We start from the raw sequence: 21581 nt of genomic DNA, 5'->3' as shown, positions 1-21581 counted from the left end.
TTCATTCGGGGAGACCGTCTGCGATGACCTGAAGCAGGTCCGCCGGTGCCGATCGGTGGGTGAAGTCGTCGCCGGTCAGGAGGATGTGGTGCACATTTCCGTAGGCCGACCACTCGTCCATCTCCTCGGGACGCATGTGCGTGTCCCCGGTCCAGGAGACGGTGGTCACGTTCAAGGGGGTGCTGCCCGCGCCCGAGGGCTGGTAGCCGCAGGTCAGTGCGATGTCGGCGCGCAGCACCTGGATGGACAGGGCGAGCAGCTCGTCCGGGGGTGTGGGCTCGCCGCGCTGCTCGCAGCCGTATCGCAGCTCCTCCATGTACTCCTCGTCCGTGGTCTCCGGCGTGAAGGGGCCGGAGCGACCGCCGCCGAAGTAGCCGCCGCGGTGGGGAGCCAGGCAGGAGGAGGCGAAGATCTGCTGGGGCATCGGACCGCCACGGGCGGCGAGCTCGACCGAGAGGCCGTAGCCCAGGCGCGCCCCGAAGCAGTGGCCGAAGAAGCCGAAGGGCTTGTCCAAGTAGGGCTGGAGTGCGTCGGCCGCGTCCTTGGCGAACACATCCATGGACGTATGGGCGGGGGACCTGAACCGGTTCTCACGGCCCGGGAGCTGGACGGGACAGATCTCGATGTCATCTATCCGCGTGGGCCAGCCGCGATAGGCGGAAGCACCTATTCCGGCCACCGGAAAGCAGAACACCCGGGCTCGCGCATCGGGATCGGTATCGCGGACGAGCCATTGCCGACCGCCTTCTCGAATGCTCAAGTCTGCACCCGCCCCACACCGGCCGGGCGCGAGTCCACCCAATTCTCCGAAATCCACTCCAGACAACTGGATTTATCGCCGCGGTACCCGGCCTCGCTCCATCCGGGGGGTATGGAAAGGCTGACAGGCCACATACTGTGCCGCCCTTCCTCGTTGCGCACGGCCAGCCATGCGGCACTCTCCGCTGCTTCCAATGAGGTATTGCTCATCATTGCTCCGGTCGGGATGTGGGTGGGTGATCTCAAAGATGGTGGCCCTGCCAGATGAAGCTCAGAACGCCAGGCTAGAACCCGGAATTGACCGTCACCGGCACCTGCTGAGGCAGAACAGCGGCAACTGCCGGGCACTCGACTTCCGGTGTTTCGGCAGGCCGTGCGGCGGCGCCGGCTCCGGCTGTTGCCGAATCGGCGCCCCGCTGCCCCTCGCAGTGGCGACCGTCGTGTCGCCTCTTCTGAACGGTGATGGGCAGATGGGTCATCCCCGCAATGAAGATCGACCGCAGGTGCTGCGGCTCTCCATCGAGTTCGATCGACCCGCACCGCTGAAGAAGTTCCTCGAAGAAGATGCGCAGGGTCATCCGGGCCAGCGGCGCCCCGATGCAGAAGTGCGGTCCGAAGCCAAAGGCGACTTGGCGCTTCGCATTGCTGCGCATGATGTCGAATCTGTGCGGGTCGGGGAACTGGGACTCGTCCCGGTTGGCCGACCCGATCCATGCGACAACCGCTCCACCGGCGGGGATCGTGCCCCCGCCGATCTCGACGTCGTGCACCGCGTACCGCATGAAGTTGCACGCGGACGATGTCCAGCGCAGCCCTTCCTCGACGAGGTTGGGCACCAGGGACAGGTCGGCGGCGGCCTGCGCGTACTGCTCGGGGTGTTCGATGAGCGCCTGCACCGTGCCCGAGATGGTGTACGGAGTCGTGATGTTGGCGCCCAGAAGGATGCTGTAGCCGTCGAGGGCGATCTCCTCGTCGGTCAGCGGCGCGTCCCCCGCGCGGACGCTCATCAGGTGGTCGAGCAGACTCCCGTCCTCGCCGCCGTCCGACCGCCGCCGTTTGACCCATTGGGTCACGTAGTCGACGAGCTCGTGGTGGGCGATGGCCAGTGTCGCCGCTTCGCTGCCGAGCTTGAAGTGCGGGTCCGAAGGGGCCATCACCATCGAGGTCAGCTGTACGAGTTCGTCCCAGTCCTTCTCCGGGATTCCCAGGAGCGGACCCGTGACGATCGCAGGCAGGCGTTGCACCTGCTCGCCCAGGTCGAAGGTGGAGCCGTCGAGGGCCGGTTCGAAGAACCGTACGATCGCCCGCCGGATGCCGTCCTCCCAGGACTTCACCGCCCGTGCGGTGAGCTTGGGAGCGATCGGCCTGCGGACCTCCGTGTGCCGGGGCGGGTCGGTGGACGTCAGCAGCACGCCGGCCGCGACGTCGTCCTCCCCGAGATGAGTGATCACCGTGCCGCGTTCCGAGGTGAATTCCCGGTGGTCGCCGAGTACGCGGCAGACGTCGTCGTAGCGGGTCACCGACCAGAACTCCCGGCCGTCCGCGAGCGTGTGGTGGTGCAAGGGCGCCTTCGCCCGCATCACGTCCCAGATACGGTGTGGATCGCCCGATGTGTAGAGGTCCAAGTCGAGCAGATCGACATCATCGAGGTCGATGTCGCGGCCGGCGCCCGGTGTCAACCTCACGTCCGGGCCCTGCCCGGTTCGATCAGCTCGGCAACCCGAGCCGGGGTCTGCGCCAGGTAGAAGTCACGTACGGACACCGGGACTCCGTACGTCTGCGACAGCCGTTCAAGGATCCGGATGCCGATCAGCGAATTTCCGCCGATCTCGAAGAAGTTGTCGTCTGCCCCGACCTCGCGGTCGTCGAGAAATGATGCCCACAGCTCCGCGATTTCCTGCACAAGGGGAGTGGTTGGGTCAGGGCATGTGTGTGGCTGTTCCGATATCTCGCCCTGTTCGCCTTGCTGATGGGCGGCCTTCGGTGACGATTCCATTGCCTGTCTTTCCTTCTCGGTCGGGGTCGATCTCGTACGTCGGGTGGACTGTGATCACAGCGGTGCCGTCTCCTTGGCCTTCGCTATGTCCTCGGCCATGTACCGAGCCAGGCCTTCGGCCTGCTCGAACAGGTAGAAGTGGCCCCCGGACAGGTAGTGGAACCGCACGGGCCGGGTGCAGTACGACTGCCAGTCGTCGATCAGCTCAGGCGTGGACAGCTCGTCCTCGACGCCCATGAAGACCGACATCGGCACCGTGACGGGCGGTCCCTCCGCGTACGCGTAGGTGTCCACCAGGTGCAGGTCACCCCGCAGGATGCCGACCATCCAGTCCGCTATGTCGGGGTCGGTCAGCATCTCCTCCGGAGTGCCGCCCAGCCTCCGCATGAAGCTGATCAACTGCTCCGGCGACCACAGGTCGCGGCGCTCCGAGAAGCGGGCGCACGCCAGCTTGGGTGCGGGCATCGCGGACACCCCGAGCCAGACCGGCGGGAGACCGGCCCGCTCCAGCTCCCGGACGAGCTCGTATCCGATCAGGGCGCCCATGCTGTGCCCGAACACGGCGTACGGGCCGCTCGCTTCGGCCAGGAAGGCGGGCTTGAGCAGTTCCACGGCCTCCGCCGCGTCACGGCAGTGCGGCTGATGGGAGGCCGCGCCGCGGCCCGGGAGGTCGATGGCGCGCAGTCGCCAGTCAGGCGGGAAAGCCTGGGCCAGCGGCATGTAGCCGGCGGCGGAACCGCCCGCATGGTGAAGGAAATAGCAGGTCAGCTCCTCGGCCGGCCCGTTGGAGGACGTCCCGGGACGCTTCCGGAGATCTCTGAACATCGTTGTTTTGCCTATCTCATGGGCCCGGTCACCGAGCTGACGGTGCCGTGGCGGGGCGCCCCGGTCCGAAGCGGCGTGCTGCGGTGTTACCGGGCGGCCCGGTTGACCGCGGAGGCTATGGCGCGCACGGCCGCGCCGGCCTCGTCGGAGTGGAGGCCGACACCCCAGACGCTCTCCCCGCCGACCGTGCACTCGGCGTAGACGACCACCGAGGAGTTCTCGGCGCCAGGCGGCTGGATGGTGAGGGACTGCGCGACCACGTCCGTCCCGGCGCCCCGCAGCGCCTCGGCGAATGCCTCACCGCCGTCGGCTCGGAAGTAGCGGGTGGCTCCGTCGAGTTCCGCCTCGACCACGCCGTCCGCCGTGCCGGTCACCCGCAGCCGCAGGCCCTCGGCCAGGAACTCCCGGGTGAAGAGCTCCCACACCTGCGCGGACCCGACCTCGGTGGCGCATTCCTCGCTGTGCCGCTGGACCAGGGGGGAGAACTCCACCTGGAGGCGGCGCGGAAGGTCGAAGCCGTGCCCCGTCTTGAGCAGGTAGGCGACCCCGCCCTTGCCCGACTGGCTGTTGACGCGAATGATCGCCTCGTACGAACGGCCGACGTCCTTCGGGTCGATCGGCAGGTAGGGAACGCCCCAGGGGGTCTCACCGACGAGAGTCCCGGCGCTCTGCGCCGCTCGTTCCATCGAGTCGAACCCCTTCTTGATCGCATCCTGATGGGAACCGGAGAACGCCGTGTACACCAGGTCGCCCGCGTACGGGTGACGCGGATGGGTCGGCAACTGCGTGCACTCCTCGGCGACCTGCCGGATCGTGGCGATGTCCGAGAAGTCGATCATCGGGTCGACACCGTGGGAGAAGAGGTTCATGCCGAGCGTCAGCAGGTCCACGTTGCCGGTGCGCTCGCCGTTGCCGAACAGGCAGCCCTCCACCCGGTCGGCCCCGGCCAGGACCGCGAGTTCGGCCGCGGCCACTCCCGTGCCCCGGTCGTTGTGCGGGTGCACGGACAGGCTGATGTGCTCGCGACGGCTCAGGTTGCGGTCCATCCACTCGACCTGGTCGGCGAACTCGTTGGGCAGGGTGCACTCGACGGTCGCGGGCAGGTTGATGATGATCGGACGCCCCGGAGCCGGCTGCCAGACGTCCATGACGGCCTCGCAGATTTCCAGCGCGTAGTCGGGCTCGGTCGCGGTGAACGACTCCGGCGAGTACTCGAACAGGATCTCTCCGCCGACATGTTGCGCCGCGAGCTTGGTGATCAGCCGGACCGCCTGCACCGTCATGTGGAGGATGTCCTGACGGTCCGCGCCGAACACCACCCGGCGCTGGAGCGGTGAGACGGAGTTGTACAGGTGGACCACAGCGCGCGGGGCGCCTCGCAGCGCCTCGAAGGTGCGCTCGATCAGTTCGGTACGTGCCTGCATGATGACTTGGATCGTCACGTCGTGCGGGATCAGGTCCTGCTCGATCAGCTCGCGCACGAAGTCGAAGTCGACCTGGCTCGCCGACGGGAAACCGACCTCGATCTCCTTGAAGCCCATGGCGACGAGTTGCCGGAACAGCCGGTGCTTGCGCGCCAGATCCATGGGCTCGGGCAGCGCCTGGTTGCCGTCGCGGAGGTCCACCGAGCACCACAGAGGAGCCTTGCGGAGCTTGCGCGCCGGCCACCGGCGGTCCGGCAGATCCGGGCCGTCGAAGGGCTTGTAGCGGTGCACCGGCATACCGCTCGGCTGCTGAACGCTACCGGTCAGGGAGGTACCGGTCAGGGAGGTGGCGGCCACGGAGGCGGGCCGTTCCACGAGTGTGCTTGACATCATTGGTCCTCTGCCCAAATCGAAAAGGAATGTCCGTGTACTGACTGAGGGGCGCGCTCACCCCAGGAGCCGGCCTGTACTGGTGCCTGCCGTGCCGAAGACTCGCGCGATGTTGTGCGCATGGTGGAAAGCAGCAGTCACAGGCCTGGTGCGCCTTCGGAGAAGAACGCTCGCTGATCCCCCAACCTGCTTGTACGGCGATCTGATCGCCATGCGCGATGGATCAAGACCTTAGGAGTGCCGACGCCCCGGGATCGGCAGCAACAGAGGCGACCGGGAGGCGACTTCCGCCCAGTACCGCCGGTCGGATCCGCCCGGCCCCCGCGGCGAGGACCAGGACGTCGAGTCGCCTCTTCAAGGGTGGTGCACGCCCTACTCGAGGACTCCGGGCGGCAAGTAATCTGAGCCGCATGACAGCCCGCTTGGACGATGACGGTGACCGTGAGGGTGCCCCCTCTCCTGGGGAGGAGGTGGCCGACCAGGAGCGTGATTACTGGGAGAATCGGCGACTCACCCAGGAACTGGACGACGATGAAGCCGGACGGCGGGAGCGGCGTCGGCTGAGGGTGCGGGAGCGGAAGATGCATCTGCGGGTCCGTATGCATCGCTACGCACGTCAGCAGGACCAAGGACCGCTGCCAAGTGCCCTGGTGCTCCCGCCGTTGCCCGAGGATGGTGATCCCTACGGTCCTCACGACGTCACGAAGTCTGACGACGACTGGTACTGACGGTCGGCCCCTTCGGCCCCTGCTTCCTGGCTCCGGAGCGGGGGGAGATCGGGTCAACTCCCGGGTGCGGCACGCGACTCGTTGCCGGCACCACCTTCACTTGTACGCCGAAACGGCACGGCGATTGCGGTCAGGAGAAGGCCGTCCATGTGCAGCCAGGTGCCGCTGAAGCTGTCCAGGACTTCCCCGTCCAGCGTGGGCCCCTCGACGAGTAGGTGTGCTTGGAAGGTTCCTGCGGGGCTGATCCGCACGATTGCTTCTTCGAATCCGAGCCAGCGCCTGGTCAGTGGGAACCAGGTTTTGTAGACGCATTCCTTCGCGCTGAACAGCAACCGGTCCCACGCGGTTCCGCAGGCAGGCAGGATCGCCAGGAGGTCGGCTTCCTCGCGGCGCGCGAGTACATTCAGCAGGCTGTCGCCGTCGGGCAATGGAGCATTCGGTTCCGCGTCGATGCCCAGTGCGGCGATATCGCGAGCGTGCGCGACCGCCGCACCCCGGTAGCCCGTGCAGTGGGTCATGCTCCCCACGATTCCGGCCGGCCAGCGAGGTTCCCTGTCTTCACCGGGAACCAGGGCCACGGGCGGCTGCCCGAGCTTCGTGAGCGCGTCACGTGCGCAGGCACGTACTGTCGCGTACTCCCGCTGGCGGGAGGTGACGGCTGTGGCGACGGCGGGCCACTCCTCGGGGAACAACACGGCCTCGGCGTCGGCGCGATCACTCAGCGAGTGAGCGGTCTGGACCGTGGGGGGAAGTATGTGCTCGAGCACGTGCTCTCGATTCTCCTCTGTTCCGTGGGGCACACTCAACGATCAGGCCCGTTCACGCACTCAAGCCGCATAGGACGCGGACTCCACGCTCGCAGGGGATTGCCAACGCAGAGGCCCCCTGGATTCGAGTGCGGGGGCCGCCGGTGCGGCGCTCTCCGCCAGCAGATGGCGGACCAGGTTCAGCACGGTGAACCTGGGGGTGCCGCCGGCGTCCCAGTTGGCCGGGCGCACCAGGCCCCGGGTGCACAGCAAGTGGACGGCGCTCAGCGCCGAGTCGCCGACTTGCTCCGGCGAGGCGAAGGCCTGGGCCATGGTCCAGGGGAGCGCATGGGCGGCGAGCCGGCGCAGGACGTCGGCGTCGCGCGGATGCAGCGACGTGATGGACGCCTCGAGCACCGCCCGTAGATCGTCGGTGTCGTTGCCGGGTGGGGTGGCGAGCTTGAATGGATTGCGCCTGGCCAGGCTCAGGAGCTGCTCCGGACTGTAGAGGAGGAGCCAAGCGGCGGCAGCTTCGATCGCTTGGGGGATGCCGTCAAGGCTCTGGCAGATGCCGGCGAGCGCGGCCATGATCCGGCTGTCGGCCAGCGCCTCGCGTTCGAGGGGGCCGCAGCGCGACAGCATCAGTTGCAGAGCAGGGCTGACGGCCGATTCACGGCCTGTGGGACCGACCGAACGGTCTGCCACGGACAGCGGAAAGACGGGGTAGTCAGTGCCCGCGCCCCACTTCGAGCCCTCACGGGCCTCGTACAGGACGTGCAGTCCCCGGCACTGCACCAGCAGGCGGCGGAGCGCCGCCTCCGAGCCGGGGCCCATGGTGACGTCGGGAACCACCAGCAGGATGTCGTTGGTGCCGAAGGCGGTGGCCAGATAGTCGAGCTCGGAATCGCCGCGGAGCAGGGCGGCGACATGGGCCTGCAAGCGGTCCGCGGGCTTGCCGGTGGGCCGGCCCTCCGGCTCCGCCCATACGACCGGCATCTGGGCAGAGGCGTCCATCGCCCCGGCGACCTCCTGGATCAGCCGGGACTTGCCGACTCCGGCCATGCCGACCGCTCGGATCAGGCGGTGGCCGCCGAACGTGATCAGACCCATGAGAGCTTCGATGTCGCGCTCGCGGCCGATGGTCGGTTCGAGGACGGCGGGCGGCGGGGCGAGGGAGTCGGCCTGTATGCCGCGAGTAGACGGCCCAGCGGCTGCTTCCTCGACTCTCGCCCGCTGGACTCCGGTCAGCCGCAGACCGTCCAGCAGTAGTCGGAGAGTTTCCTGCCGGGGGTTCTGGGTGAGATCGAGTTCGAGATCGCGAATCGTCCGGACGCTGACAGACGACAGGTCGGCGAGCTGAGTCTGGGTGACGCCGATGCGTCTGCGCGCCGCCTTGAGTACGGCCCCGAGGCTCGGAGACGCCTGATGGTCCAGCGTTACTGTGCGCTCGTCGCAGTTCTGAGTCGAATTCAAAGCATCCTCGCCACTGTGTCTCGTGCTGCGGACAGCAAATTGATTCTGGTCGCACACCGTCGCCGCATCCCCCCGAAAGCGATGTCGACCCGGGCACCGGCATCCGTGATGCCCTACTCCCGGCGCCGTCCAGAAGGAGCCAGGGTCAGAAGGGCGTTCAGTCGGCTGACGTCCATGGCTCTTCCCCGTACCGTTCCACCGAGGACAAGGCCGCGACGTAGTCACGCTCCACGGTCTGTTCGTCGGCGTGCAGGAACTGAATCCGGGTCACCGGCGGAGCTCCGCCCACCACTGCGCCGTGGTAGCTCTCCAGTGCCTTCAGTTCCCGCATGAGGCCGCGGAATCTCGCGGAACCGGACGCCGGAGTGGGCAGGGCGACCCAGGCCGCGTGCCGTAGCTGCCGGTAGGGCCTGGCGGCACGCAGCCGGAACCATTCCGGGGCGAGATAGGCGAAGACGGTCCAGTCGGCCTGTCCTTCGCCGATCGCCGCGCGCGTGAGCAGCGGCTCGTCGGTCGCGCAGATGCCCGCGCTCGGGGCGACCTGGACCGGACCGTGCGCGGTGAGCTCGAACTCCGTGCAGGCCGGACCGTTACGCAGCCCTGCCGCGTCGAGTCCTGTCAGAGTCAGGTCCACCAAGCGGTCCTGCCGCACGCCCCGGCGGGCGAGTAGCCTCGCACCGCGCGGCTGTCCGTCCGCTTGCAGCGAACCGGTCTGCCGCGTCTCCCAGATATCGCAGATGTAGTGGACCCCGTCCAGACTCACGGAATGCACCTTGAATCCCGTCAGTCCGGCTATTTCCGCAGAATTCCGCTGTGCCACGCTCCGTCGCACACCACTGTTTCGCAGACCCAGACGCGCGCTCAGAGCCGCAGCGAGTCCGACCCCCGTGCCGAGTCCGGGCAGCACGGCTACCGGCCGATAGGAGGATACGCGGTCCAGCGTGTCCGTGGATTGATCGCGGTGCACCACGAGGTCACGAAAGTGATCGCGGCGAAAGGACGACGCAAACCATTCGGGTATCGCTGCAGTGCTCTGTACATGGACAATTTCATAACCTCGATCCAGGATCGGGGAAACGAGCAGTCGCGCGCTGGAGTAAGCATCGACCAGGGCCACCACGGGCCGATCGGTCATCCTGACTCCTCCTCCTTCACACCAGGCATTCCATTCAGGCACTGCCACGTCCGGACCAGGTCACCTGGGCGACGTCACCGTGGCCGCCCTGACGTCCGGTTCCTCATCCACGAGGACCGCATCCCGTCCGGACGGCTGCGGGAGCATGGCGGGAATTACCCCCACGCAGAGTCGGACGGCGCAGCGGTTCCCGAACCCTGCGCATCAGATGCCGCGTATTCAGTATTCGCCGGCGTCGCGCTGCCCACATGGAAATTGACGGCGCCAAAGGCCAGCAGAGCGGCCGTTCCGAGTGCGACAGAGATGGTGCGAATGCGGTTCATCATGATTCCCCCCCGATTCGAAAAACTGAGTTCACCGTTGCGGTGTTCAGAATCATCCACCGCCGTTCGCCGCGAGTGAAGGTTCGAATGGCATCATGAGTGGGCAGTGCAAGAACGTGAAGGGTGGACAAATGTGTACAGAGCATGATCAGGTGGGGGTGACGAAGCTCCCTGAGCTGTGCGAGGCCGGCCTGCAGCGCTATCGCGACGTGCTGGCAGCAGGTGGCGTCACGGCGGACCGGATCCCTGACTGCCTGGTCGACCTGGGGTTGCTCCGGTTCCTGCCGGGCAACCCGGGCTCTCTCATTCCCGTCCCCCCAGACCTTGCTGCTGCCTCACTTTCCCGGCCGATCAAGCGAGCCATCACGGAGCACCAGGACACCCTGATGGCGATCCGCACCACGATGGCCCGGGCGGAGGTTGTCTACGCGGAGGCTCAGCAGGACGGCGGCACCTCGATCCAGGTGCTCTCCGGCGAAAGCGTGATCGCAGCCGCCCTGGAAGAGGCGGTGCTGTCCTGCCGCGAGGAGCTGCTGACCGCCCAGCCCAACGGCGGCCGTTCGCCCGAGCTCCTCGCCGAGGCCCTGCCGCGCGATCTCGCCCTGGCTGCTCGCGGCGTCAAACAGCGCACGTTGTACCAGCACACGGTGCGGGCACACGGCCCCACGCTCTCCTACATCGAGCGAGTGGTGTCCGCGGGCGCGGAGGTCAGGACGATCGATGAGGTGTTCGCGCGGCTCATCGTGTGTGACAGCAGGACGGCCTTCATGCCCGGTCCGCACGACCGCCGCCAGTCGGCGCTGGTCATTCGGCACCCCAGCATCATCGAGTACCTGGTGAAAGGCTTCGAGCAGGCGTGGAGCCGTGCGGCAGCCGTGGGGGAGGCCCCTTCCCGGCTGCGCCCGCCGCCCCTCACCAACGAGACCCGAAGGGCAGTGCTGCGGCTCATGGTGGAGGGCTACACCGACGAGGCGATCGCGGGGCGTCTGGGCATCAGCAGGCGAACGGTGGGCACCCACGTCCAGAAGACCTCGGAAGTCCTCGGCAGCCGCAGCCGCGCACAGCTCGCCTACCTCATCGCACAGACCGACCTTCTGGACCACTCCGATCTGGGTGGCGTGGAGGAGGAGGCTTCAGCCAAGACGGCAACGTGAGGAGCGGCGACAGCCGGGAGCCTACGTGGGGACGACGACGTCACCAGGATCCACGGACGGACTCGGCCACGAGCCATGGCGACTTACCGGGTGCCCCCGGACGCGAACCGGGGGCTCCGGCGTCACCAGGTGATCCGGTTTCTCCTGGTCGAGACCTGCGGGGCGACGAGCATGTGACGAAGTCGAGCGGACGATCAACGCGTTGAAGAACTCCGGAGCCGTGGCCACAAGGTTCGACGAGCGCGGCTACATCTTCCACGGAACCGTCACCATTGCCTCGATCCGACTCTGGCTCCGCCCATGATCTCCACCGGATCTAGTAGCCGGTTGCGCCGTCGAGCATCTCGCGCAGGATGTCCAGGTGGCCGTTGTGGCGGGCAGTCTCCTCGGTGAGGTGGTGCACGATCCAGCGCAAGTCGACACGGACGCCATTGCGGATGGTGCGCTGAGCCTGCTTGTTCAGGTCGCTCCCGGCGACCAGTTCTCGGTAGAAGGCGCTCTGTTCGGCGTATTCGTCGAGCAACTGCGTGAGCGGGAAGTCGACGGCGATACGCATCTCGCGGTCGGGGTCCTCATCCGTCATGGGGGCCCGGTCTTCCTCGCCGAGGAAGATGACGTGGAACCAGTAGTACTCCACCCAGCGGAGGTGGTTGATCAGACCGCTCATGGTCATCAGCGGTGAGCCCGGCAGGAGCGACTTGCGCGCATTCTCCTCGGAGACGCCTTCGCATTTGGCGCGTGCGGTGCCACGTGCGTAGTCGAGAAACGTAGTGAGCTGGGTGCGCTCGTCCCACGCGGGCGGTGTGTCATTGATTCTGGTCATCGCGCGCAGCATCCCCGATCACCACGACCCGTGTCGAGGCATTTCGCGGAGGGCCCCCTGCCCCACCCACCGCCGACCGCCCGACACGACACCGCGCCGCCGCTGCTCCCCGCACCCGCGGGATGGTCCCCGCTTGGTGAACGCGTTCACGCTGCCCGCTTCCGGGGGCGGGCTTCTGAGCGAGTCATGCTTCTCGGTGGTGACCCCGTCGTAGAGGCAGGCCACCAGTTGAACGCCGCGGCGATTGCGATCGACCGGCAGGCCGAGGGGAGGACCGTCGGCACGTCGGACGAGTGGCGCGCGCGGAACGAGCGCCTTTCGCGAGCTCAGTGAGTTTCATGAAGCTGCTCGGACAGACCTTGGCGTTCAGGGCGGTGTGAAGGGCGAGCAGCATCCCCGACGGGACCTCCTGCTCCCGACGTCGCGTTGCGAAGGCGACTCCTCAGGTGCCTGTGGACGCCCCCGGAACAGGATCCGACAACGTGTCATGCGTAGGTCGTCGGTTCGAATCCGACCGAGGGCTCAACGAAAAGTCCAGCTCAGATGCGCTCTGAGCTGGGCTTTCTTCGTTTCGGTGGATCCGGTGGCGACCGGTGGGCCCGTTGCCGGGAGGCTCAGGTGCCGGGTGGTTCGTCCGCGTCGTGGCCGGGGGCCCGTTCGAAGTCCTCCTCGGCGCGGCGCTGGATCTCGTCCACGTCCGCCAGGAGCCGGTCGACCCGTTCCGCGCCGCCGGGGACGGGTGGGGGGACGTCGACGAGGGTGTCGTACAGGTAGCGGCACGCCTCCGCCTCGGTCCCGAAGCGCGCGATGACGCTGTCCTGTCCGCGCTGGCGGAGGAGGACCGGCCACGCGTCGTCCTTCGGGCGCAGGACGTAGTAGGCGTCCAGCTGCACGGGGACGCTGTGGACGCCCGGGATCTCGTAGAGCGCGTCCGGGACGCCCTCGCGGCGCAGCCGCTCGGTGAGTTCCGTCCTGTCCATCGCGTCGCTTCCTCTTCCTGCACAAGCCCGGGGCGGGCCCCGGCCGTGCCGGAACCCGCCCGGGAGAGTGCGGTCGTGATCAGTTCAGGGCTTCGAGCTTCTGGTCGGTGACCAGCTCCGAGACCCGCTTGTCCGTCTTGTACTGGATCCCCAGGCCGGGCTGTCCGAACCACGGCCGGATGCGGCCGGCCTCCACCGTGAGCGCTTCCGTGACCCGGTACAGGTGGTAGCTGTACGGATAGTCGTTCGTGTACCTGACGAGGTTGCTCGGCGGGATGGCGCGCTTGGCGTACGGGGTGCCGGCGGGGGCGAGGAAGTTGCCGCGTCCGCTGCCGAAGAGGTCGACCAGCTGCCCCACGCGGAGGGTGAGGGTCTTCTTCACCGGGTTGCCGGCGCGGTCCAGGACGAAGCCGTCGTTGTTCGGGTACCACCAACCGGACTCGCCGGTCGTCGGGTTGGTCTGCCAGTAGCACCCGAGGAACCAGTACGCCGAGGTCGGGCCCGTGCGGTGGTAGCCGCGCAGCATCGCGCCGATGGCACCGGTCCTCGGCAGGACCTCGGGGCCGAGCCGCCAGTCGTCCAGGTAGTACTGCTCCAGCGGCGTGCCGGGTGCTCCGTTGACCGATCGTGACCGGTCGTCCGTCGGGCAGTTGGCGCTGGGGCGGGCCTTGTCGCCGGTATCGGCGTGGGCGGCCGCCGGCGTCAGCCCGACGAGGAGGAGCAGCGAGGCGATCGCACTCCAGACGATGTTCCGCAGCACCCGCATAGAGTTGTTTCCCTTCCCATGGCCCGCGTCGGCCATGGAGGGCACGCGGGCGTCGAGGTCGCGCGAAGGCGCCCCGTGAGGAGGGCGCCCGTGGTGTGGTGCCCCTCAGTCAATTGCCCTTGCGGTGGCGGGCGAGGACGGGGATACGCGCCGTCACCCGTTCGGAGTCGTGCTTTCTCCTGATCGGCCTAGGGAACGTCCTGTGCGTGGGTTCTTCCGGGTGCGGGCGGCGTATCGGTGCGGTAGCGGTGCTGCGGGCATCCGCTCAGGTCAGTGGCGTCCCGAGATGCGGTCCGCCAGTTTCGCGATGCGGTCCGTGCCCGGGTGCGGGGACGTCGTCTCGCGGCGGTCGGCGGCGCGGTAGGCGGCGTACAGGGCGTGGACGCCGAGCCAGCGGAAGGGTTCGGGCTCCCAGCGGCGGACCTTGTGGTTGACCCAGGGGAGGGTCGTCAGGTCGGTGGGGCCGACCTGGCCGGAGTCCTGCTGGATGAGGTCGCGCAGGGTGCGGGCGGCGAGGTTGGCGGTGGCCACGCCGGAACCCACGTAGCCGCCGGCCCAGCCGAGGCCCGTGGAGCGGTCCAGGGTGACGGTGGCGCACCAGTCGCGGGGGACGCCGAGCACGCCGGACCAGGCGTGGTCGATGCGGGTGCCTGCCGTGGTGGGGAAGAAGCGGACGAGCAGGTCGCGCAGGGCTTCGATCGTGGCGGGCTGGGTCCGGCCGTCGTTGTCCGTGGCGGAGCCGTAGCGGTAGGGGACGCCACGGCCGCCGAGCGCGATGCGGTCGTCCGCGGTGCGCTGGGCGTACATGTAGGCGTGGGCCGTGTCGCCGAGGTTCTCGCGGCCTTCCCAGCCGATGGTGTCCCAGACGGACTTGGGGAGGGGCTCGGTGACGATCATGGAGGAGTTCATGGGGAGCCAGGTGCGCTTCTGGCCCTTGAGCGCGGAGGTGAAGCCTTCGGTGCAGCGCAGGATGTACGGGGCGCGGACCGTGCCGTAGGGGGTGACGGCGTGCTTGGGCCTGATCTCGGTGACGGGTGTGGATTCGTGGAGCGTGACGCCGAGGGCTTCCACGGTGTCGGCGAGGCCCTTGACGAGTTTGGCGGGGTGCAGGCGTGCGCCGTGCGGGGTCCAGCTGGAGCCGACGGCTCCGGTCACGCGGATGCGTTCGGCGGTCTCGCGGGCGCCGCGCAGGACGCGGTCGGTCTCGCCGAAGGCGATCTCGACGGAGTGGGAGTCCTTGAGGCGGGCGAGCTGGGCCGGGGTGTGGGCGATCTCGAGGACGCCGCCGTGGTGGATGTCGGCGTCGATGTTCTCGTCGGCGGCGGTGCGGATGACTTCGTCGACGGTCTCGTTCATGGCCTTCTGGAGGCGCACGGCGGCGTCGTGGCCGTGGAGCCGGGCGTAGCGGTCGCGGCCTGCGATGCCGTTGTAGAGCCAGCCGCCGTTGCGGCCGGAGGCGCCGTAGCCGCAGAACTTGGCTTCCAGGACGGTGATGTTGAGGAAGGGGACGGCCTTCTTGAGGTAGTAGGCCGTCCAGAGGCCGGTGTAACCGCCGCCGACGATGCAGATGTCGGCGGTGGTGTCGCCGGGCAGGGGTTCGCGCGGGGCGGGGGTGCCCTCGTGCGCGTACCAGAATGAAATGCCGCCGTTGACGGTACTGACGGTGCTCATGTTTCCCCTGCTTGTCCGTGTGCAGCCGAGTCGCTGAAGGGACGTTACTGCGCGGCCGGGGGTTTCGTCGTGCGGGGTCCTCGGGCCGGGGCGTTGCGGGGGTTCGGTGGGGAGTTGGAGGTGGCCTGCGGGGCGGGCCGGGAGGACTGGTCCATAGGCTGCGTCCATGATTCGTATCGCTACCGCCGCCGATGTCCCTGTCATTCACTCGATGGTCCGTGAGCTCGCCGAGTACGAGAAGGCGCTGGACGAGGCACAGGCCACCGAGGAGCAGTTGCGTGAGGCGCTGTTCGGGGAGCGGCCCGCCGCGTACGCGCACGTCGCGGTGTCGGACGAGGACGGCGAGGTCGTCGGGTTCGCGCTGTGGTTCCTCAACTTCTCGACGTGGCGCGGAGTTCACGGCGTGTACCTGGAGGACCTGTACGTGCGTCCGGAGCGGCGCGGGGGCGGGCACGGGAAGGCGTTGCTCGCCCAACTGGCGCGGATCTGTGCGGAGCGTGGGTACGGGCGCCTGGAGTGGTCGGTGCTGGACTGGAACGCCCCGTCCATCGCGTTCTACGAGTCGCTGGGTGCCCGTCCTCAGGACGAGTGGACGGTGTACCGGCTGACGGACGGGGCGTTGGCCGAGCTGGGCGCGTCCTGAGCGGATCCGCTGCCGGGCCCCGGTCAGGGGATGAGGACGACCTTGCCCATCGTGCCGCGGGTTTCGAGGGCGCGGTGGGCGGCGGCCGCTTCGGCGAGCGGGTAGCGCTGGACGGTGGGGCGGAGGCGGCCGGCCGCGGCCTCGGCGAGGGACAGGGTTTCCAGGGCGCGCAGTCCGCCGGCCTTCTGGATCATGGTGGGGCCGAGCACGTTCTGGGACGTGATGCCGCGTGCGGCGAGGTCCTCGTCGGTGAAGGTGAGGGGCCGGCCGTCGTGGGGTCCTTCGCCGGACCAGCCGTAGACGATGTGCTGTCCGCCGCTGCCGAGCAGGTCGACGGCGGCGCGGGCGGTGATTCCGCCGACGGAGTCGTACACGACGGTGGCGCGGCGGCCCAGGGCGTCGAGGTGCGTGCGGACCTGGCGTGGCCAGTCGGGGAGGGTGTAGTCGACGGCGAGGTCGGCGCCGTTCTCCTTGACGCGCGCGACTTTGGCGGGTCCGCCGGCCAGGCCGATGACGGTGGCGCCGGTGTTCCTGGCGTGCTGGACGAGGAGGGTGCCGATGCCGCCGGCCGCCGCCGTGACGACGGCGACGGAGGCGGGGCCGAGTTCGGTGAACTGCAGGATGCCCAGGGCGGTGCGGCCGGTGCCGATCATGGCGACGGCTTCGGCCGCGCCGAGTCCCTCGGGGATCGGGTGGAGCTTGTCGGCGTCCACGACGGTGAGTTCGGCGTAGCCCCCGGGGGACATGCCGATGTGGGCGACGACGTGGCGGCCGAGCCAGGCGGGGTCGGTGCCCTCGCCGAGTGACTTGACGGTGCCCGCTACTTCGCGGCCGGGGATCGTGGGCAGTTCGGCGGGGGCCGGGTAGGGGCCGGTCACGCCTTCGCGCAGGGCGGTGTCGATGAGGTGCACGCCGGCTGCGGCGACGGCGATCCGGACCTGGCCGGGAGCGGGTACGGGGTCGTCCGTCAGTTCGTGGCGGAGGTTCTCTGCGGGGCCGAAGGCGTGGAGGCGGATGGCGCGCATGTGGGTTCCCCGGGGTGGTGGACGGTTCTCGACCGGTCCACCTTCCGACCTCAAGCGCCCTTGAGGTCAAGCCGCGGGGTGTCCCGTGCCCGTTTTCCGAGGAGGCCCAGGGCCAGTACCGCCGCTGCGATGCCGCTGTTGAACGCGACTTCGCTGAGGAGTCCGGGGGCCGCGACCTGGTCGCCCGCGAGGAGGATTCCGTTGCCGCGGTCGACGGCGGGGCGGTCGCGCCAGGTGGTGCCGGGTCGGTCGACGGCGCCGGTGCGGCCGGCCGCGAGGGCCTCACGCCGCCAGGTGGTGCGGTCGCGCCAGCCGGGGAAGCCGAGGTCGAGGAGTTCCTCGGCGCGGTGGACGGCGTCGGCGCGCGGGGTGCCGGGGGCGAGGGGGATCTGGCTCTGGATGAGCTGTTCGCCGGCGGGGGCGAGGGTGGGGTCCTGGGCGGTGAACCGTTCGATCCAGCCGGGGGCGTCGAGGTCGGAGATGACGAACGGGTCGCCGCGCCGGGTCCGCAGGGCCAGGTCGATCAGGGCGGTCCTGCCGCTGTCCCAGGTCAGGGTGGGGTCGTCGAGCAGGGTGCGGGCGGCGTCCAGGTGGGTGGCGACGATGACCGGACCGTTGCGTGCGAGGTCGGCGAGGGCGCCGGAGTCGATGCGCTGTCCCGTTTCGATCCGTACGCCGAGATCCCAGGCGCGCGCGGCCATCCGTTCGACGAGCTGCGCCCAACCGCCGATGGGGTAGTGGGCTTCGGGCGGCAGTGCGGTGGCGCGCCGGAGCCGCTCCTGCACGAAGGCGGCCGAGAGCGATCCGGGGTCGTGGTGGAAGAGCGCCACGCCCATGTAGTGCGCGGCCGCGCGGGCACCCTCCTCGCCGGTCTGCCGGGTTGCCCAGCTGAGGAAGTCGGTGTCGACGGGGGCGCTGCGTCGGCGGGCGAGGCGGAGCAGGGCGAGGGGCGGGGTTCTGCGCAGGGCGCCGTTGCGGCGGAAGAGGAAGCGGGTGCCTTCGAGGGGCGGTACGGAGGCGAGCGGGCCGAGGAGCTTGCGCTTCTCGAGCCAGGTCCAGTGCGGTCCGCGGCGGTAGAGGGCGTGCGGGCCCTCGTTGGTGAGGTAGGGGCCCTCGGCGGTCCTGGCCCGTCCGCCGAGGGTGTGGTGGGCCTCGTGGAGGGTGACCGGCACGCGCGATTCGGCGGCGGTGATGGCCGCGGTGAGTCCTGCGAGGCCGCCGCCGACGATGTGGATGCGCTGCATGCTGGGTCTCCTTGCGGTGGGCGCTGCTGTGCACAGGACGGTTCGGCGGGGCGGGTCTGTGACATCGGTCCGAAGCGTTGTCAGTGGTGTGCGTCACGATGGGGTGCATGGCAGGCAGAGGCAACAGGAGCGGCAGGGGTGCGGGCGCGAAGGACACCGTGGCGGCGGCGCGACGGCCGGAGGTCAGGCTGCCGCCGCTCATGTCGTACGAGGGGGAAGGGCTGGAGCCGGACGGGGACTACGACGGCGTGCGGTTCGATCGTGTCGATCTGGCCGACGCCTCGGGTCCCGGTGCGCGCTTCATGGACTGTGAGCTGCGGGAATGCGCCCTGGACCGTACGGAGCTGGTCCGGGCCCGGTTCATCGACTCGGTGCTGACGGGTGTACGGGGTGTGGGCACCGATCTCGCGGGGGCGTCGCTGCGGGATGTGGAGGTCGTGGACGCGCGCCTGGGCGGGGTGCAGCTGCACGGTGCGGTGCTGGAGCGCGTGCTGGTGCGCGGCGGGAAGATCGATTACCTGAATCTGCGCAAGGCACGGCTGAAGGACGTGGTGTTCGAGGGCTGTGTGCTGTCGGAGCCGGACTTCGGGGAGGCGCAGCTGGTGCGGGTGGAGTTCCGCGACTGTGTGCTCAAGCGGGCCGACTTCAGTGCTGTGCGGATGGAGTCGGTGGACCTGCGGACGGTTGCCGAGCTCGATATCGCACGGGGGGTGGAGCGGCTGGCCGGGGCGGTGATCAGCCCGTCCCAGCTGATGGAGCTCGCTCCGGCGTTCGCGGCGCAGATCGGGGTGCGGGTGGAGGCGTGAGGCCCGCCTCAGAGGCGGGGGAAGCGGGCCTGCAGGTCCCAGACGACGGGGTTGTCGGCGAGGCCTTCGTGCATGTCGGCCAGGTCGGCGATCAGGTCGTGCAGGAAGTCGCGGGCTTCGCGGCGCAGGAGGGAGTGGCTGAAGGTGAGCGGGGGCTCGTCGCCGGGCATCCAGTCGGCTTCGACGTCGACCCAGCCGAAGCGGCGCTCGAAGAGCATGCGGTCGGACGATTCGGTGAAGTCGAGCTCGGCGTACTGCTGCCGGTGGGAGCGGTTGCCGCGGGGGTCCCGGTCGATCTGTTCGACGATGTCGCAGAGGGCCCAGGCGAAGTCGAGTACGGGCACCCATCCCCAGGCTGTGGATACTTCGCGGTCCGCCTTGGTGTCCGCGAGGTAGACGTCGCCGGAGAAGAGGTCGTGCCGCAGGGCGCGGACGTCCGCGCGGCGGTAGTCGGTCTGCGGGGGGTCCGGGAAGCGCCGGGAGAGGGAGTAGCCGATGTCGAGCACGGTTCGATGGTGTCATGCCCGGTGACGTGTCCGGTCCGCCCGTCCGCGGGGTCATGCGAGGACATGGCAGGCCCGGCGTGATCCACACGAGGGACAGTCCTCACGGCAGGAGCCGCTGCTCCTTGGCGACGGAGACCGCGCCCGCCCGGGTGTCGACGCCGAGCTTGTCGTAGATCCGGCCCAGGTGGGTCTTGACGGTGGCCTCGCTGATGAACAGGGCACGTGCGATGTCCCGGTTGCCGAGGCCCTGGGAGAGCTGGCCCAGGATGTCGAGTTCGCGTTCGGTCAGGGTGGGGCGGGGTTTGCGCATGTGGGCCATGACGCGGCTGGCGACGGGCGGGGACAGGGTGGTGCGTCCCTGCGCCGCCGAGCGGATCGCGGCGAACAGTTCCTCCGGGCGTTCGGCCTTGAGCAGGTAGCCGGTGGCGCCCGCCTCGATGGCGCGGGTGATGTCGGCGTCCGTGTCGTACGTGGTGAGGACGAGGACGTGGGTGTCCCCCGTGCCGGCGATCCGGCGGGTGGCCTCGACGCCGTCGATGCCCGGGCCGAGCTGGAGGTCCATCAGGACGACATCCGGGGTGAGCCGGGCAGCCAGGGCGACGGCTTCCTCGCCGCTTCCCGCCTCGCCGACGACCTCGATGTCCGGTTCGCTGCCGAGGAGAGCGAGCAGTCCGGCGCGCACGACGGCGTGGTCGTCGCAGAGGAGGATCCGTACGGCTCCGGTGTCGGGCGGCGTCATCGGGGTTCCTCCGGAGGGGGTGCGGGTGCGGTGGGCAGGGGGACGACGGCGGACAGGACCGTTCCCTCGCCCGGCGCCGACTCGATCGTGAGTGTGCCGCCGAGCTGCTGGAGCCGGGCGCGCATGGCCGGTAGCCCGTGGCCGCGTACACCGCCTGGTGGGCGTGGTGCCGGTTCGGCCGGGCCGAAACCGCGGCCGTTGTCGGCGATGTCGAGGACGACACGGTCGTCCAGGTGGGTCAGGGTGAGCCCCGCGGCGGTCGCGTCGGCGTGTTCGGTCACGTTGGCCAGTGCCCCCTGTGCGATCCGCAGCAGCGCCGACTGCACCCGGTCGGGCAGCGTGGCGAGCGGGGTGCCCTCCACATGGCAGCGGACGGCGATCCGGCCGTGCGACTGTGCCGTCTCGCGTGCGGCGAGGGCGTGCAGTGCCGCTTCGAGTCCGCCGCCCTCCGCCAGATCGGCGGGGGCGAGGTCGTGCACGAAGCGGCGGGCCTCGGCCAGGTTGCGTTCCGCGATACCGGTCGCCGTCCGGACATGGCGGCGGGCGGCCGTCGGATCGGCGTCCCAGGAGCGGTCCGCAGCCTGGAGCAGCATCTGCTGGCTCGACAGTCCCTGGGCGAGGGTGTCGTGGATCTCCATGGAGAGCCGCTGGCGTTCGGCGAGGGTTCCCTCGCGGCGTTCGGTGGCGGCCAGTTCGCGCCGGGTACGCAGCAGGTCGTCGATCAGCTCGCGCTGGCGGGAGGCCAGTTCCTGCTGGCGTACGGCCTGGCGCTGCATATGGACGAAGACGGCGGTGGCGACGGCCGCGACGGCGGGTGGGGCCAGCACCAGATTCGGGTCGAAGCCGTCCGCCAGCCGCAGCTGCGCGCCGACGACGAACACGGTGAGGAGGGCGACCAAGGCCAGTGCGGCGCGGGGCGGCAGGATCCGCAGCCCGGTGTAGAAGAGCGGCACCGCGCACCACGCGAAGCTCGGCGCGAGCAGGACCAGCACCATCCAGACGACGACGAGGACGCCGAGCCGGATCAGCCGTCGCGACGTGGGCCGGGAGCCGAGCACCGGGCCCAGGAGGTAGAGCACGGCGAGGGCCACCGACAGCGCGATGATCCACGGGGTGCGGGTCTCGCCGGGGTGGCGCATCAGGAAACGGGCGAGCGAGGCGCCGAGCAGCAGGAAGAACGCGGCGTGCGTGAGGAGGGTTGGCCACCGGGCATCCGGGTCGGCGGCCCGGTCGGCGGCCGGGCGGGGGTCCGGGCCGGTGTCGGGGCGGGTGCCCTGGCCGGGCTCGGGGGTCCGGTCCGCGGCGGGTACCGGCTCGCTTCGGTCCTGCACCTCGTACCTCGCGCTCCTGCCGATGACCTGGACGACCGGTGATCCGGACGACCTGCCGATGACCCGGACGCCGACCGGCTGCCGACCGGTCGCC

At 69.4% G+C, this 21581-nt stretch carries 22 protein-coding genes and 1 pseudogene; 5 read left to right on the top strand and 18 right to left on the bottom strand.

Translation table 11 applies throughout. The features are described from left to right. Position 1: 1 nt before the first annotated feature. The 6 genes from OG844_RS25040 to leuA all read right to left on the bottom strand — a co-directional run bounded on the left by OG844_RS25040 (position 2) and on the right by leuA (position 5397). Positions 2-694: a thioesterase II family protein gene (locus tag OG844_RS25040; RefSeq protein ID WP_406396246.1), complete on the bottom strand. Its 693-nt coding sequence runs from the start codon at positions 692-694 to the stop codon at positions 2-4. Between the two features lie 62 nt (positions 695-756). Beyond that, a complete protein-coding gene (locus tag OG844_RS25035; RefSeq protein WP_406393236.1) occupies positions 757-969 on the bottom strand; it encodes an MbtH family NRPS accessory protein in 213 nt (70 codons plus the stop codon). A gap of 74 nt (positions 970-1043) precedes the next feature. Continuing rightward, a complete protein-coding gene (locus tag OG844_RS25030) occupies positions 1044-2444 on the bottom strand; it encodes a cytochrome P450 (RefSeq protein ID WP_406393234.1) in 1401 nt (466 codons plus the stop codon). Continuing rightward, a complete protein-coding gene (locus tag OG844_RS25025) occupies positions 2441-2662 on the bottom strand; it encodes an acyl carrier protein (protein ID WP_406393232.1) in 222 nt (73 codons plus the stop codon). Before OG844_RS25025 ends, OG844_RS25030 begins: the two co-directional genes overlap by 4 nt. Positions 2663-2809: 147 nt before the next feature. After that, complete coding sequence (locus tag OG844_RS25020) at positions 2810-3580, bottom strand: thioesterase II family protein (protein WP_406393230.1); 771 nt, start codon at positions 3578-3580, stop codon at positions 2810-2812. Between the two features lie 86 nt (positions 3581-3666). Continuing rightward, on the bottom strand, positions 3667-5397 hold the full coding sequence (leuA, locus tag OG844_RS25015) for a 2-isopropylmalate synthase (protein ID WP_406393228.1): 1731 nt from the start codon (positions 5395-5397) through the stop codon (positions 3667-3669). Positions 5398-5804: 407 nt separating this feature from the next. On the opposite strand from leuA, the gene OG844_RS25010 reads away from it, so the two are divergent. Next, positions 5805-6122, top strand: a complete 318-nt coding sequence (locus tag OG844_RS25010; protein WP_406393226.1) for a hypothetical protein — start codon at positions 5805-5807, stop codon at positions 6120-6122. A gap of 53 nt (positions 6123-6175) precedes the next feature. Here the strand turns inward: OG844_RS25010 and OG844_RS25005 are convergent, their stop codons facing one another. From OG844_RS25005 to OG844_RS24995, 3 genes are all read right to left on the bottom strand, one after another. Further along, the gene (locus OG844_RS25005) at positions 6176-6817 is read right to left on the bottom strand and encodes a 4'-phosphopantetheinyl transferase (RefSeq protein ID WP_406396245.1); all 642 of its coding nucleotides are present in this window, start codon (positions 6815-6817) and stop codon (positions 6176-6178) included. 132 nt (positions 6818-6949) lie between these two features. Next, the gene (locus OG844_RS25000) at positions 6950-8341 is read right to left on the bottom strand and encodes a helix-turn-helix domain-containing protein (protein ID WP_406393225.1); all 1392 of its coding nucleotides are present in this window, start codon (positions 8339-8341) and stop codon (positions 6950-6952) included. Positions 8342-8498: 157 nt separating this feature from the next. Continuing rightward, positions 8499-9104, bottom strand: coding sequence for a hypothetical protein (locus tag OG844_RS24995; protein WP_406393223.1), 606 nt, complete (start codon positions 9102-9104; stop codon positions 8499-8501). Between the two features lie 853 nt (positions 9105-9957). On the opposite strand from OG844_RS24995, the gene OG844_RS24990 reads away from it, so the two are divergent. Both OG844_RS24990 and OG844_RS24985 read left to right on the top strand, forming a co-directional pair. After that, the gene (locus tag OG844_RS24990; RefSeq protein ID WP_406393221.1) at positions 9958-10953 is read left to right on the top strand and encodes a LuxR C-terminal-related transcriptional regulator; all 996 of its coding nucleotides are present in this window, start codon (positions 9958-9960) and stop codon (positions 10951-10953) included. A 172-nt stretch (positions 10954-11125) separates the two neighbouring features. Further along, a pseudogene (locus OG844_RS24985) lies at positions 11126-11257 on the top strand (IS5/IS1182 family transposase); the annotation flags it as partial. Positions 11258-11269: 12 nt separating this feature from the next. On the opposite strand, the gene OG844_RS24980 reads toward OG844_RS24985, so the two are convergent. The 4 genes from OG844_RS24980 to OG844_RS24965 all read right to left on the bottom strand — a co-directional run bounded on the left by OG844_RS24980 (position 11270) and on the right by OG844_RS24965 (position 15193). Next, entirely contained in the window at positions 11270-11776 is a 507-nt protein-coding gene (locus OG844_RS24980) for a DinB family protein (protein ID WP_406393220.1), read from the bottom strand. 614 nt (positions 11777-12390) lie between these two features. Then, complete coding sequence (locus OG844_RS24975) at positions 12391-12756, bottom strand: hypothetical protein (protein WP_406393218.1); 366 nt, start codon at positions 12754-12756, stop codon at positions 12391-12393. Positions 12757-12835: 79 nt separating this feature from the next. Next, complete coding sequence (locus OG844_RS24970; RefSeq protein ID WP_406393217.1) at positions 12836-13522, bottom strand: TNT domain-containing protein; 687 nt, start codon at positions 13520-13522, stop codon at positions 12836-12838. A gap of 270 nt (positions 13523-13792) precedes the next feature. Further along, positions 13793-15193 (bottom strand): NAD(P)/FAD-dependent oxidoreductase, encoded by a 1401-nt coding sequence (locus OG844_RS24965; RefSeq protein ID WP_406393216.1) that lies wholly within the window; start codon positions 15191-15193, stop codon positions 13793-13795. A gap of 166 nt (positions 15194-15359) precedes the next feature. On the opposite strand from OG844_RS24965, the gene OG844_RS24960 reads away from it, so the two are divergent. Continuing rightward, the gene (locus OG844_RS24960) at positions 15360-15836 is read left to right on the top strand and encodes a GNAT family N-acetyltransferase (RefSeq protein ID WP_406393215.1); all 477 of its coding nucleotides are present in this window, start codon (positions 15360-15362) and stop codon (positions 15834-15836) included. Positions 15837-15859: 23 nt separating this feature from the next. On the opposite strand, the gene OG844_RS24955 is transcribed toward OG844_RS24960, so the two are convergent. After that, positions 15860-16861, bottom strand: a complete 1002-nt coding sequence (locus OG844_RS24955; protein WP_406393213.1) for a zinc-binding dehydrogenase — start codon at positions 16859-16861, stop codon at positions 15860-15862. Between the two features lie 50 nt (positions 16862-16911). Beyond that, a complete protein-coding gene (locus tag OG844_RS24950) occupies positions 16912-18105 on the bottom strand; it encodes an NAD(P)-binding protein (protein WP_406393212.1) in 1194 nt (397 codons plus the stop codon). A 98-nt stretch (positions 18106-18203) separates the two neighbouring features. Here OG844_RS24950 and OG844_RS24945 point away from each other — a divergent pair, with 98 nt between their 5' ends. Continuing rightward, positions 18204-18911 carry a pentapeptide repeat-containing protein gene (locus tag OG844_RS24945; RefSeq protein ID WP_406393211.1) on the top strand — a complete coding sequence of 236 codons (708 nt, stop codon included), beginning with the start codon at positions 18204-18206 and terminating at the stop codon, positions 18909-18911. Positions 18912-18919: 8 nt separating this feature from the next. Here the strand turns inward: OG844_RS24945 and OG844_RS24940 are convergent, their stop codons facing one another. The 3 genes from OG844_RS24940 to OG844_RS24930 all read right to left on the bottom strand — a co-directional run bounded on the left by OG844_RS24940 (position 18920) and on the right by OG844_RS24930 (position 21487). Then, positions 18920-19417 (bottom strand): hypothetical protein, encoded by a 498-nt coding sequence (locus tag OG844_RS24940; RefSeq protein WP_031093423.1) that lies wholly within the window; start codon positions 19415-19417, stop codon positions 18920-18922. Between the two features lie 100 nt (positions 19418-19517). Next, a complete protein-coding gene (locus tag OG844_RS24935) occupies positions 19518-20156 on the bottom strand; it encodes a response regulator transcription factor (RefSeq protein ID WP_351172911.1) in 639 nt (212 codons plus the stop codon). Then, positions 20153-21487, bottom strand: coding sequence for a sensor histidine kinase (locus tag OG844_RS24930; RefSeq protein ID WP_406393208.1), 1335 nt, complete (start codon positions 21485-21487; stop codon positions 20153-20155). The genes OG844_RS24935 and OG844_RS24930 overlap by 4 nt, the downstream gene beginning before the upstream one ends. Positions 21488-21581 lie beyond the last annotated feature (94 nt).

The organism is Streptomyces sp. NBC_00887, assembly GCF_045207585.1.
The sequence above is the reverse complement of the archived record's forward strand: the minus strand, read 5'-3'. Positions and strand labels throughout refer to the sequence as shown.